The sequence below is a fragment of the Chryseobacterium aquifrigidense genome (assembly GCF_006716485.1).
Lineage (GTDB): Bacteria > Bacteroidota > Bacteroidia > Flavobacteriales > Weeksellaceae > Chryseobacterium > Chryseobacterium vietnamense.
The window spans coordinates 3,154,701-3,169,214 of sequence record NZ_VFPD01000001.1; the positions used below are offsets into that span (position 1 = coordinate 3,154,701).

General features: G+C 34.6%; 8 protein-coding genes. 1 reads left to right on the forward strand and 7 read right to left on the reverse strand.

What is annotated here, in order from left to right; all coding sequences use genetic code 11:
• Positions 1 to 28: 28 nt before the first annotated feature.
• From FB551_RS14080 to FB551_RS14100, 5 genes are all read right to left on the reverse strand, one after another.
• Positions 29 to 1,393, reverse strand: a complete 1,365-nt coding sequence (locus tag FB551_RS14080) for a SusD/RagB family nutrient-binding outer membrane lipoprotein (RefSeq protein WP_142017928.1) — start codon at positions 1,391 to 1,393, stop codon at positions 29 to 31.
• A 2-nt stretch (positions 1,394 to 1,395) separates the two neighbouring features.
• Positions 1,396 to 4,314 carry a SusC/RagA family TonB-linked outer membrane protein gene (locus FB551_RS14085; RefSeq protein ID WP_142017929.1) on the reverse strand — a complete coding sequence of 973 codons (2,919 nt, stop codon included), beginning with the start codon at positions 4,312 to 4,314 and terminating at the stop codon, positions 1,396 to 1,398.
• A 332-nt stretch (positions 4,315 to 4,646) separates the two neighbouring features.
• Positions 4,647 to 5,093, reverse strand: coding sequence for a lipocalin-like domain-containing protein (locus tag FB551_RS14090; RefSeq protein WP_167497855.1), 447 nt, complete (start codon positions 5,091 to 5,093; stop codon positions 4,647 to 4,649).
• Between the two features lie 59 nt (positions 5,094 to 5,152).
• Complete coding sequence (locus tag FB551_RS14095; protein WP_047435160.1) at positions 5,153 to 6,613, reverse strand: SusD/RagB family nutrient-binding outer membrane lipoprotein; 1,461 nt, start codon at positions 6,611 to 6,613, stop codon at positions 5,153 to 5,155.
• Between the two features lie 3 nt (positions 6,614 to 6,616).
• The gene (locus FB551_RS14100; RefSeq protein ID WP_047435162.1) at positions 6,617 to 9,577 is read right to left on the reverse strand and encodes a SusC/RagA family TonB-linked outer membrane protein; all 2,961 of its coding nucleotides are present in this window, start codon (positions 9,575 to 9,577) and stop codon (positions 6,617 to 6,619) included.
• Positions 9,578 to 10,210: 633 nt separating this feature from the next.
• On the opposite strand from FB551_RS14100, the gene FB551_RS14105 reads away from it, so the two are divergent.
• On the forward strand, positions 10,211 to 10,795 hold the full coding sequence (locus FB551_RS14105; protein ID WP_047435165.1) for a ribonuclease HII: 585 nt from the start codon (positions 10,211 to 10,213) through the stop codon (positions 10,793 to 10,795).
• Between the two features lie 128 nt (positions 10,796 to 10,923).
• Here FB551_RS14105 and yidC read toward each other — a convergent pair whose 3' ends face one another.
• Together yidC and FB551_RS14115 are read right to left on the reverse strand one after the other, a co-directional pair.
• Complete coding sequence (gene yidC, locus FB551_RS14110) at positions 10,924 to 12,723, reverse strand: membrane protein insertase YidC (protein ID WP_142017930.1); 1,800 nt, start codon at positions 12,721 to 12,723, stop codon at positions 10,924 to 10,926.
• 178 nt (positions 12,724 to 12,901) lie between these two features.
• Positions 12,902 to 14,509, reverse strand: a complete 1,608-nt coding sequence (locus tag FB551_RS14115) for a CTP synthase (RefSeq protein WP_047435171.1) — start codon at positions 14,507 to 14,509, stop codon at positions 12,902 to 12,904.
• Positions 14,510 to 14,514 lie beyond the last annotated feature (5 nt).

Below are 14,514 nucleotides of genomic sequence, written 5' to 3' on the forward strand. Positions count from 1 at the left end.
CCGAAGGCGGCTTAAAAGTTTAATAATTTTAGTTATCCCACCAAACGGGTATACTCACATCACTCACAACTGTTGCATTGTTATTTAATGTTCTCTCAGCTTTAGGAGTTATTAATCTTAATGGTATTTTTTTAGATTGGCTATTCTGGTTAGGCGCTAATATAGGGAAACCTGTACGTCTCCAATCATTATAAGGCTCCATTGTGGTAAACAAGGAAGAGTATTTTTGAGTAATAATGTTCTGTAATGTTACTGAGGCTGAAGCTGTAGTTGCAAAAGCTTGGTTATCAACACCTGTAACATCTAACAGAGATGCACTTACAGCAGCTTTCAAAGCAGTTTGAGCAGCTCCAGTATTTCCTAGTCTGAATTGTGCTTCTGCTTCTATGAATTTAATTTCACTATAACTAAATATTATATTTGGTGTACTTGCACTTCCTGCAAAATAGCTTCCAAATGGAGAAGCATCCGTGTTACTATCTTCCGGAGCTGATCCAGAATAGCCACCAGATGCATCTAATGCAGCATAATAAGGTAGCCTTGGATCACTACTATTTTTTAAAAGATCTATAAAATATTTCCCCATAGACATGTAACCTGATCTTTGATTATCAAATGCAAACCAAAGATTTTGATTATTTCCTCCATCAAAATTAGCAACTAAATTATCATCTTTAGAACTAAAAGAATTTTTTAAATAATTTAAAGCTTTCTCTGCAGCAACTGTACTACCCTCCCGCTGAGTAAGTCTTAGTGCATATCTTGCTTTTATAGCATATGCTAATTTTTTCCATTTGTCTATATTTCCTGCATAAAAAATATCATCACCTGCCGGTAGCCCTAAATTAGCACTACTAGGTTTTGATAAATCTACTATTGCACTATCAAGATAACTTTGAATTTGAGCAATAACATTTTGCTGAGTATCAAACTTTGGAGAAAAATTATCCACTCCTTGAAAAGCCTCTGAAAAAGGTACATCTCCCCACGTATCAGTTGCATAACCTATATTTAAGGTTAATAAAATCTTAGCCATACCTGAATAGTAAGGATATTTATCCCCAAACTGAGTAATAATTTGATGAAGATTTACTCCAGTCTTATAAATATTAGACCAATCTGTTTCATTATCCAATTCAGTTAAAAAATAATTGGTATAATCTAATGACTGAAACAGATTACCATTAGTGTGCTGAGTCAGCAAACTTATTTGTCTTGTCAGATTACCTGTTGAATTATTAATTGTTCCTACTTCTGTACCCGTAAATAAAGTTTTAGGAGATGTAACTTGTGTAGGATTATTGGGATTATCATTAAATGTATCTAGCTCATGCTGACAAGAATTGAGAAATAATCCGGCAATAATTATAGGTATGTATATAATTTTTTTCATAATTAAAAAGTAAATTTAAATGATAGTGTATAACTTCTTGTCCCTGGATTATTGAAGTAATCAAATCCATTAGTATTAGAACCTGCACCAGCAATAGAAGTTTCAGGGTCTACACCTTTGTAGTTAGTAATTAAAAATAAGTTTCTAGCCGAAAAAGTAACCTGAGCATCTCTTATAAAAGATAGAGTTTGGGTATTCGATAAAATTTTACCAAAATTATACGATAGGCTTACGTCTCTAAGTCTAAGCCAATTTATATCTTTTTCCATCTGTTGTTCATTCGCACTACCTGATCCGTCTCCTAAAAAGCTTGAATAATACAGTTTGTTATTAATTGTTTTCGTATTAGGAGCACCTGTTTCAGTAACACCAGGTATTGTATACATAGATGATCTGTCATCAGCAGAAACTTGTGTCATTCCTAACCTATTTAACCTCGCTAATGTTCCATTCCAAATGTCTCCACCTTTACGTATATCTAACAAAAAGCTTAATGACAAATTTTTATAACTAAAATTATTTCTAATTCCTCCTAACCAATCAGGATTAGGATTTCCTATAATTTGAGATTCTGCTGATACTAATGGTAAACCGTCAGATCCTATAATTAAATTTTCAGACATATCTCTTTCCCAAGCTGTTCCATAAAAAACACCCAAAGGCTGTCCTTTAATAATAGCGGGAACAACATTTCCCGAAAAGAAATCACCTCCTTCACTAGAGAAATTTAGATTGTCTTGTATTTCAACTACCTTATTTACGTTTTTAGCCCAGTTGAGGTTTACACTCCAGTTAAAGTTTTGATTTTTAAGAATATCATACCCTAGTTCTACCTCTAAACCTTTATTTTCAACTGTAGGGCCGTTGGTAAAATAATTTTGAAATCCAGAAGATGGTGCAACAGGAGCTTGAATGATTAGATCATAATTGGTTGATTTATAAGCGCTCGCATTTAAGTGTAATCTCTTAAATAATTCTAGTTCTAAACCAACTTCAAATTCGTCATTACGCTCAGGCTTTAAATTTGGATTTTTTGCAATGGTAGTTAGACCATAGGCTCCAACCCCCATGTATGGAGAAGTTAACTGTGGTCCAAATGTATCAAAATAAGCTGGAGTTCCATAAGTGTTAACAATATTGTATGGGTTAGCAGATGCAAAAGTTTTTGCATAAGCGACTCTTACTTTTCCTAAATTAACCAATTTGGGTAAATTTAATGTCTTATTAAACAGCCAAGATCCTGAAACAGAAGGATAAAAATAGGAACTATTTTGTTTTGGCAATGTACTGCTCCAATCATTTCTACCTGTTAATGTTAAATAAAACTGGTCATAAAATCCTAATTCTGCTGAAGCCAATATCCCTCTTTTGATTTGTTTAAAATCTGTATTATTGGCGACAAAAGTGGTAAAGTTAGAAAGGTTGAATTGATTCGGTTCCAACATTGTAGACCCTTGAGTATATTGATCATTTCCAAATTTAGAAATAATCTGCCCTCCAAAACTATAATTCAAATTAATGTTATCAGTAAAGTTAACTAACCCACTAAAGATTAAATCTAAATTATATTGACTTTGTGTATATGTATCTATAACAACCTGCCCGGTGCGGTCAGCCGTTGAATTACCATTACTTGAAAATGAATAATTCTGCTGAGCATGAGTTGTATAGGTATCAACTCCAGCTCTTAATAATACATTCAAAGCTTTATTATAATTATAAGTTAGGTAACCACTAATAATGGACCTGTTTGTCTCATCTTTATATGGATTATTATATACTGTATAATATTGATTATCATACGCTGCAAAATAATTTTTATTATATCCTTGTACAGTCTGATAATCTCTCAGATCATATGTTACTGGTGTTCTGAGTAATGACAACATTACCCCAGCAGTATTACTCCCTTTCTGAGCTCTTAATCCATTAGTATTTGAATACTTTACATCAGCACCAGCTTTTAGTTTATCGGTTAACTTAAATTCAGAATTTACACCAAAACTTGTCTTTTTAAGTGATGTATTCGGAATAATCCCCGTTTGATCAATATGTCCAAATGAGGCTCTGAAATTACCATAATCCCCACCACCTGAAAAAGCCAGGTTATAATTTTGTGTAGTACCTGTTTCAAAAAAGTGTTTAGCATTATCATAGGCCTTCAAACCAGATACATTCGAAATTAATGGTCCCCAACTTTGATTGGTTCCCCCTGTGATAGGAATACCATCAGAGCCATATTGAGCAGGTGCAATATAGGTGACTCCATTAGTCCCAGCGGCATACGTATTTTGAAGTTTCGGCAAGCGAGTAATCATATCAAAAGATACAGCTGTAGAGAAATCAATTCCAATTCCTTTTCTTTTTCTACCTTTCTTACTTGTATAAATAATGACACCATTTCTTGCGTTTTCTCCATATAACGCAGCTGCAGCACCTCCTTTCAAAATTGATACACTCTCAATATCATCCGGATTTATATCAATAGCTCTGTTTGAATCATCTACTCCCGCCAAATTACTACCCTGCCCTGCATTATTATTGACAGAGTTATCAATGATCTGACCATCTAAAACTATAATAGGCTGGCTTGAAAGATTAATTGACTTTTGGCCTCTAATCAGAATTTTACTTGATGCTCCAGGAGTCCCAGATGAACCTGTAACTTGAATCCCTGCTGCCTTTCCCGCTAAGCCTTGAATAATATTTGCCTCTCCTGATTTTTTTAAATCATCTCCATTGACTTGTGATGTAGCATACCCTATTGTCTTTTTCTCCTTTTTAATCCCAAGTGCAGTTACCACCACACCTTCAATCTCTTTTGTCTGTGTAGTAGTATCTTTTTTCTTCTGTTGAGCATTTACAATAGCAACAGAAGAAGACAATACCACAACAAGCAGACTCATTGTTAGTTTCTTCATATGAAAATTAATTTTTACTTAGCAAAATTGTATTTTTGTTAACAATTCAACAAGTAAAACTTAAAAAAAATAAAAATAAACCAATTAAAAGAAGTAAAAACCAATAAAACAATTAAAAAAAAACGTCAAAAATTAAAATTTAAATAAAAAAAATAACATCAATTTTCCAATTGATGCCATTAAATCGACTTCTCAAAAATGAATCATAACACACTGAATAAGTGTCTAATATGAATGTAAAAAACAAATTTAATTCACAAAATCCTTTATAAAAACGATTGCAAATAAAAAAAAACCGCCAAATGGCGGTTTTTATACATAAACAAGAATATTTATTCTTTTCTAAAAACTAAGACTGCCTCGTCATTCCCAGGCGTATTGTCCAAGTTTTTACTATTATCATTAATTCTAAGTTCAGAATCTGAATATGATTGTACCTGTTTCTTCATTGTTTTAGTAACTCCAGCATCTGTATACGTGATTGTAAGAGTATTATATAACTTATCATAAGTCCATTTTCCTACAAAAGAATCTGATAAATTACAATTCCCTGAAGCACTTGATTCATATCGATCATAAGCTCCTGAGAAATCTGCATTAATCATAATTACACCTTTGTCTTCACAATCATTCAATGTAATATTTTTACCTCTGAATTCATATTTAAATGGTCGCCAGGTTCCATTTATACTTGCATCATTTGTCACAACATTGTTATCATCATCATTAGAACATGAGGCTACTCCCATTAATAAAAGAATTCCAATAAAATATTTCATAATTAAGTATTTTCTATATCCGGCTAATACTATTACCATTAACCGGATTATTATTCAAATTAAAACTTATCCCAGAAGATCTTCGTTGACACTTTATCTCCTCCTATTTTTGCAGCTGCTGCGTTTACGTTGGTAGCATTCAACAGATATTCCTGATCAGAATAACGCATTCTAACTGGAACTGCTTCTACTCTGGAGTTTGAAGGATTTACGAATACTGGGAAGTCTAGTCTTCTTGCAAAGTTCCATGCCTGGAAACCTTTATTAAACATTGCAACCCATGATTGCTCTCCAATGGATTTTTTCCAATTAACAGCATCATATGGATTAGCCAAAACGTATGCTTCAGTGTTGACACTACTTACCCCATATTCAGTCATGGAAGCTCTAATTGCATCAGCATATAAAGTGGCTGCTGCACCTCCCACACTGAACCCTCTTTGTGCAGCTTCAGCTCTTAAAAACATAATTTCTGTATAATCCAACAAGAAACCTTGAGCGTTTTCTCCTGAAATAGCATTTGTAAAATGAGAATACTGTCCGAAAACGTTTTGCTTAGCATATTTTCCTCCGATATATGCGCCTCCCACAGTTGTAAACCAAATAGCTCTTCTTGGGTCATTCTTACCATTCATAAAATTCATTAAGACATCAGATGGTAAAAAGTCATTTCTACCAGATTGAATTACATCCTGATAAACAGGGTTTGATAATAACCCTGAAGGGAAAGTCTGTAAACCGAAGTTGTCTAATTTATCAGTAAATAACCCTCCTGAATATGCTGCTTCAGCATACGTTTTAGCCAGAGCGGGTTCTACATCTGAAAGAGCAACTGCCAGTCTAAACTTCAAAGAATTTCCCATTTTCTTCCATTTGGACATGTCTCCTTTATAAATCAGATCATTGGAATATCCTGTATCTGAAGTATCAATCATAGCAAGAGCAGCATCTATTCTTTTTATTAAATCAAGATAAACAGTCTTTGCATCATCATAAGGAATTTCTGAATTCCCAGGATTATCTGCTGTTGCCTTAAGAGCTCCAAAATAAGGGATATCTCCGTAGGTATCTACTAAATTGGCCCATGCATACACATTTACCAATTCAATCATAGCAATATTATTTTTCTTCTTAGCAGTAGCCACTCCTTCATCTTCAAGAAATTTTCTGGCATCTCTCAGTGCTGAAAGAACTCCCGGAGAATTTACTGTAGCTGAAGAAGAAGACATCATACGGTTGTAATGATTTCTCGGGATAGGTCTTGAAACCATGTCATATCTTGATTCGTCAATATATGTTGTTTCTGACCATTGCTGTGTAAAAAATCTCGAAATATTTCGGTTAACATTAACGTTCAATATCTGATCCAGTAAAACCTGTTCAGCACTTGCAAAAAGTACTCCGGAAGGCACTACTGTCGGGTGCTTAGGATCTTCATTCAATGAGGTAATATCTCTTTCACAAGAGGTAAAAGTTAATGATAATGAAGCCAAGCCTATAATTAAAAATATTTTTTTCATTTTTTAGAATTTTAAAGTTATATCTATTCCAATATCACGAGTCGTTGGAAGTACCCCAATAGACTGTCCTTTTGCAGCTAAACCGTTACCTGTACCTGCTTCCGGATCAGCGTATGGTAAATTCTTGTGGATGATCCATAAGTTTCTACCTACAATAGATATTTTTGCATCTCGAATAGAAGTATTCGCTAAAATAGATTTTGGCAATGAATATCCTATACTAGCTTCTCTTAATTTCACGTAGGAAGCATCATATACAAATCTCTTATTTGGCATCACACCATATCCATCCACACTACCTGCAGAAGTAGGGTCACCTGCAACAGTAGTATTTACATTTCCATTTGGATTAACTCCCGGATTGATTATTCCACTTTCTCTGTAATAAGCAGTCTCTTCATATAATCCGGTTGCAGTACCATAGGCCATATCCGGAGAATATACATCTCCTCCCTGTTTTACATCAATAAGGAAACTTAAAGAGAAATCTTTATAACGGAAACTGTTTCTGATACCTCCTACCCAATCTGGGGTGATATTTCCGATAACCTGGTTATTATTTCTAAGATAATTTCCGCTCACCGGATCAACAATTTTGTTACCATTAGCATCATATTGATAGTCTGATCCTACCAATGCTCCAAAAGCTTGTCCTACACGGGCATTCAGGGAAACTCCATTCTGATAGGTTGCCATTAGATAATTCTGTGAATTACCATTCAATGCAATAACTTTATTTTCGTTCTTAGACCAGTTTACATTCACATCCCAGGTAAAGTTATCCGATTTAAATGGAGTACCATTCAATTGAACTTCGATACCTTTATTATCAATTTGACCTGCATTTACAAGGAATGTACGATATCCTGTAGCTGAAGATACCGGTAGATTAATGATCTGGTCGATAGTTTTGGTTTTATAAATAGCGATATCAAATCCTAATCTATTTTTGAAGAACTGGGCCTCCATACCAAATTCGGTTTCTTTAGACCTTTGAGGTTTCAAATTAGGGTTCGCCAGGAAGTAAGGCTGATCAAATAATCCTTCTCCTCTTGCTTTAAATGTATTTGCTAATCTGTAGTTAGATGTTGAAGAACCTACCTCTGCATAGTTCCCTCTTACTTTCCAGAAGCTAAGCCATGGTTGCTTTACGAATTCTGATAAAATAAGGGATCCTGTTGCTGAATAATAATCATAGCTATTATTTCCTTTTGGCAAGTTAGACGATTGGTCCACACGATAAGTACCATCTACAAATAAGAAGTTCTTATATCCAAATGATGCTGTTGCATATAAACTGGAAGTAACCCATTTTGCATAATTTTCATCAGGTGGGAGTATAGTTCTTATTGAATTGGAAATTGCAAACAGTCCTGGTTTAGACAAGCCTCCTTCCGTACTCATATAAATATTGTCAATAAGGTTTCGTCTAACGTTACCTCCAAAAATACCACTAACATTTAGGTCAGGAGTAATATCAAATTTATAGTTAGCAAATAAGTCAAAATTCATTTCTGAATTTTTAACATTTGTTCTTGCATACCCAGAGCCCACATTAAGACCTGAAGCACCAAATACCTGTGGCAATGATCCGTTCATTAATCTTTCTTCTACAACCATCTGTAGATCATCATAAGATAATTTCCCGGTAATACCAAAGTTTTTGGAAACGTCATACTTTAATTGTGCATAGCTAAAGATTCTTGTTCTGTCATCTGACTGATAACTCTGATATCTTTGGAAATAAGGGTTATTCCAATATTGAGGAGTTCCATCAGCTGCTGAAGTTCTGTTCCAGCTAAAATTACTGTTGCCATTATTTTGATAGGCATTTCTTAATGCAGCTACATCCACATTGGTTTGCCACCATTGTCTGAAACCAGAAACAATATTATCTGAATAACCTGTTTCATTACGTCCTCTTGTACCTTGTAATGTTAAAGTAGTAAAGACTGAAGCGTGTAGTTTATCTGTAAAATCATGACTGAATTTTGCAGAAATTGTATTTTTTCTTAGTTCTGAATTTGGCATCAGACCATTGGAAAGCATATTGGAATATGATAAGGAAAGATTTGAAGTTTTATTTCCTTTTTCAATGGTAAGTGTATTAACGTATGTGACTGGTGTTTCAAAGAATTTGATTGGTCCGTTTTTTGCGGCTACCCAAGGTGTTGCTTTACCATAATTAGGGGAAGATGGATCAAAAGAATCCCACTGGTAAACAAGAGAATTAGGATTAAATACAGGACCATAAGATGCATCATCTCCAAAGTTTGCATAATTGTATCCTCCTGGCCCCGGATCTTCATTCCAGGATTCTCCTCCATATCCAGCTCCATATTTAGTCTGATATTTTGGGAATGTAGATTTATCAATAAAGCCAGCTGTAATTCCAGAATTTAAAGTAACTCCCCAGCTTCCATCATTGCCCCCTCTACCACTCTTGGTAACAATAAGGATAACTCCATCACTACCTCTTTCTCCGTATAACGCGGAAGCTGCTGCTCCTTTTAGTACGTTAATGGATTCAATATCTTCCTGATTGATATCCGACAAGAAATTACCATAATCAAATGGAGCACCTGTTGTTACAGTGGTATTGTTAACAGGTGATCCGTCAATTACAATAAGTGGAGTTCCTCCATTTAAAGATTTATATCCTCTGATCAAAAGGTTTGCAGATCCGCCAAAGTTGTTATTAGTATTTACCTGTAGTCCGGCTACCTTACCCGAAAGAAGAGATGCGACGTTTCCGGTATTAGTAGTTCCACCAGTTAATTCCGCAGCTTTAACTTCTTCAGAAGCATAACCAAGAGATTTTTTCTCTCTTTTAATCCCGAGTGCGGTTACAACCACTCCCTCAATTTCTTTTGTTTTAATAGTGTCATTCTTTTGCTGGGCGTTAGCGACAGCTATCGAAGAAGACATTACTAGAACAAGAAGACTTGCTGTTAGTTTCTTCATATCAAATTAATTTTTGTGACCTTACAAATTTGTAAAACTTTCTTAATACCACAAAGCAAAATGTGAAAAAATTACAACTTATTCAATAATTTTAAAAAAAGCAAGTCAATAAATTATTAAAATAAGTTAAAAGCAAAACATTTAACAAAAACACAACATTTAAAACTTAGTTTTTTTTAAGAAATAATAACAATCACTTAAATTGATATAATCTATATTATAAATTCAATTATCAATGTAAATAAATTGAATATCAATAAATTAAAAACAAAAAATAGTAAAACAAATAAAAACCGACAGGTAATACTATGCAAAGCATATTTCTATGAATGAAGAAATATTTTCATTTTTCAAGCAAGAATAACTGCAGGAAGGTGATAAAATGAATTAAAATTTCAATATTTAAGTAAGATAAATTTCTCTGCTACAAAATAACATTGGACCCAAAAATTTAAAGATAAAACGTAAGTTCACTCTTGCCGGTATAAATTCATTTCAGCTTTTAGCTTTCTGTCTTTTCTTTTAACATTCAACATAGTAACATCATTATTTTTTGTCAAAGTATGAGCACAATAAAAACACCCTAAATATCTTCCTTCAAAATTTTATATTTTTGCAGTATAGAAACAATTCATGGAGCTAATAAAAAACTGGTCGAATCTTTATATTGAGGCCGGATGTGATGAAGTAGGAAGAGGATGTTTAAGTGGTCCGGTGGTAGCTGCAGCAGTAATTTTAGATGATGATTTCAAACAAAATCTGGTGAATGATTCCAAAAAATTAACGTTCAAAACACGTATGGAACTGGACAGTTATATCAAAGACAATGTAAAAAATTATGCTATCGCAGAATTACCACCTTCCTTTATTGATGAACATAATATTCTCAATGCGAGTATTCATGCGATGCATCGTGCACTGGATCAATTGACCATAACTCCTGAGCTTATTTTGGTGGATGGAAATAAATTTCATCCGTATAACTACATCCCGCATCAATGCATTATCAAAGGAGACTCCAAGGTTTTATCTATTGCTGCAGCCTCTATTCTTGCCAAAAATTACAGGGACCAACTCATGATTCAACTGCACGAAGAACATCCTGAATATGGTTGGGACACCAATTTTGGCTATGCCACAAAAAAACATCAGGAAGCTCTTATAAAATATGGTCCGACACATCATCACAGACAATCTTTCAGACTTAAATATGATTGAAAACACTTATTTTCAATTATTAAATTAGCAGTGGGATAGAAATTTAAAATCTTTGTAAACAAAATTTAAAATAAAAAAAGAGAAGCAATTATCAAATTGCTTCTCTTTTTTAGCTTATAGTTTAAGAATTATTTCTTCTTATTTCTTTGTTGCTCCTGAGTTTTTTGCTGCTCCTGAGCCTTCTCCATCATTTCTCTCATTCTCTTCTGGAATTTACCTTCTGCTTTCGGTTTCTCCTTGTTAGACTGAATCTGAGCGTGAATTTTCTTCTCATCCAGAATCACGTATTTAATAACCAAGATGATAAGGATGTTAATCGCATTGGATACGAAATAATACCATGAAAGACCAGAAGCCGAAGTATTAAGGAAGAATAGGAATGTAACCGGGAAGATGTACATTAACACTTTCATATTTGGCATTCCTTCCTGTTGAGGCTGCTGCATATTTCCTGAAGTCATTACCGTATAGATTAAGATAACTACTGTACAAGCTAAAGCAAAAATACTTAAGTGATCTCCAAGGAAAGGAACTTTAAACGGAAGCTTGATCAAATCATCATACGCCGTTAAGTCTTTTGCAAACCAGAACCCTTGTCCTCTAAGATCAATAAAGTTCGGGAAGAAACGGAATAAGGCATAGAAAATTGGAATCTGAACTAAAGCCGGTAAACATCCCGCCATCTGATTTACTCCAGCCTTTCTGTAAACCTCCATGGTAGCCTGCTGTTTCTTCATTGGATCTGCATCCTTGAACTTAGCATTTACTTCATCAATTTCCGGACGGATTACCTTCATCATTGCACTTAATTTGTGCTGCTTATACATAATTGGTGATAAGATCAACTTTACGATGATCGTCATTACGAAAATTACCCAACCTGCTGATAATCCCCACGCAGCGATAATGCTATATAACCACATGAAGAAATAACGGTTCATGGCCCCAATGAATGACCAGCCTAACGGAAGAATCTCATCAAAGTTTTTATCATAAGATTTAAGCAATGGTAAATCCAATGGCATAAAATACCATGTGAAATCCTGGTTTAGCTCACTTCCTGTCATCTGAACAAAACCTTCATAGTTGAATTTCTTCAGATATTCTCCTTCTTCAACATTATCCTGGTTTCCTTTGCTTTGGGTAAATCCGTTTTTAGCTTCGATTACTGAAGAGAAAAACTGCTGCTTTACACCAATCCAGTTAAGGGTTTCCTTTTCCTCTTCCATTGTGGTTCTTCCATCATAATCATAATCTTTATAATTATTGAAAGCATAAGAAAACTCAGAGTGAGACTGCTCCTGAGCTCTACCTTTTTCAAGATTTCTTACGTTATAATCCCAGATGAAATCTGCTTTGTTATCAGAAGTAATTTTAGAAAGTCCCTGAGTTCTTACTTTAAAATCAAGGGTATATTTTGGAAGCAGTGTGTAAATGAATTGAATTACAGCACCATTATAATCTGCAGTTAAGGTTACCGCATTTCCATTAACAGCTGGTGAGAAAACTAAATCTTTAGTATTAACAATCTTCCCTGTTTTATCTTTAAACTGAAAACCGTAGTTTGAGTTATTTTTAGTAATCAGATAAAGTGGCTGATCTGCATTGTCTGTTTTGTGGTTGTAGGCTTTATATTTTAAAAGCTCTACTTTGGAAACCTGTCCTCCTAAGCTTGAAAATTCAAGTTTCAGTTCATTATTTCCAAGACTTGCTGTCTGGATTGCATTAGGAGTTACATTTGGATTGATATTGTTTGCCTGAGTTTGCTTTACGGCATTTTTAGCCTGTTCCGTTTTTTGCTCCTGAGCTTTCAACTCCGCTTCTTTCGTTTGTTTGTTCTGGAAGTAGAACATAAAACCGAAGAGAACAAGGCATAAAACCGCGAAACTAATCATTTGCTTCTTATCGATTCCGTTGTTTTGTTGCATTTTATTTTATATTAAAATTTTAAATTTAAAATGTACGTACTGGTGTACGTAATTTGAGCTGACAAAAATACTGTTTTTTTATCAAAACTCTATGCTTTACGTTGTTACTATATAATAAACTCAAGCTGAGAATAATCAGCCTGAGTTTATGTGTAGACGTTTATGATAAAATTTTACCTTATTTCTTTTCGCAAGCCTTAATGAAAGCTCTGAATAGCGGATGCGGTGTTGCTACCGTACTCTTATATTCCGGGTGATACTGAACCCCTACATAGAACGGGTGATCAGGAAGTTCCAGCGCTTCTACCAGGCCTGTTTCAGGGTTGGTACCTGTAGCAAGGAAGCCATTTTTTTCAAATTCCTGAAGATAATCACTATTGAATTCATAACGGTGACGGTGTCTTTCAGAGATATTTTTGATTCCGTAGATATCGTTTAATTTAGATCCGTTTTTCAAAGAACACTTCCACGCTCCAAGACGCATCGTTCCACCTTTATCTACTACATTTTTCTGTTCTTCCATCAAAGAAATTACAGGATCAGGAGTAGCAGTATCAAATTCCATAGAGTTCGCTTTGGTATGTCCTAAAACATTTCTTGCAAATTCAATGGTCATAATCTGCATTCCTAAACAGATTCCCAACATTGGAATTTTATTTTCTCTTGCATATTTTGCGGTAAGAACTTTTCCTTCAATTCCTCTGTCTCCGAAACCTGGAGCTACAAGAATACCATTCACACCTTTCAGTGTATCTTTGATATTTTCTTCCGTAATATCTCCACTGTAAACCCATCTTACCTTTACTTCAGTTTCAAGATCGGCTCCGGCATGTTTGAATGCTTCAGCAATAGAAATATAAGAATCCTGAAGGGAAACATATTTTCCAACCAAAGCAATTTCAACAGTTTTCTTAGGATTCTGGAATTTTTTAAGGAAACTCTTCCAGTCTTTAAGATCAGCATCTTTATCACTTTTCAGATCCAGTTCTTTCAAAACTACATCATCAAAGTTCTGCTTCTGAAGATACATTGGAACTTCATAAATAGTTTCAAGATCTTTACATTCGATGACATTATCTAAAGGAACGTTACAGAACTGAGCCAGTTTTGCTCTCTGATCTTTAGGAATTTTATGTTCTGTTCTGCACACTAAAACATCTGCCATAATTCCGCTTTCCATCAACTGACGAACGGAATGCTGGGACGGTTTTGTTTTCAGTTCTCCACTTGAAGCCAGGTATGGCAATAGAGTCAGGTGAATCACCATAGAATTGCTCTCTCCCAATTCCCACTTCAACTGACGTACAGTTTCAATGTATGGTAAAGATTCGATATCCCCTACTGTTCCTCCGATCTCAGTAATAATGATATCGTAGTTCTGTTTTGAAAGGATTTTAATTCTACGTTTGATTTCGTTAGTAATATGAGGAATTACCTGAACTGTTTTTCCAAGGAAGTCTCCTTTTCTTTCTTTTTCAATTACAGTCTGGTAGATTTTTCCTGTAGTAACGTTGTTATTTTGGGATGTAGGAGCATCAAGGTAACGCTCGTAGTGGCCTAAATCCAGATCCGTCTCTGCACCATCTTCAGTCACATAACACTCTCCGTGCTCATAAGGATTCAAAGTTCCTGGGTCGATATTGATATAAGGATCTAATTTTTGGATCGTTACATTAAAGCCGCGTGATTTTAGTAGAAGTCCCAGAGAAGCAGAAACGATTCCCTTTCCCAAAGATGAAGTTACACCTCCTGTCACAAAGATGTACTTTGTATTCTTTTTACTCATTAGAT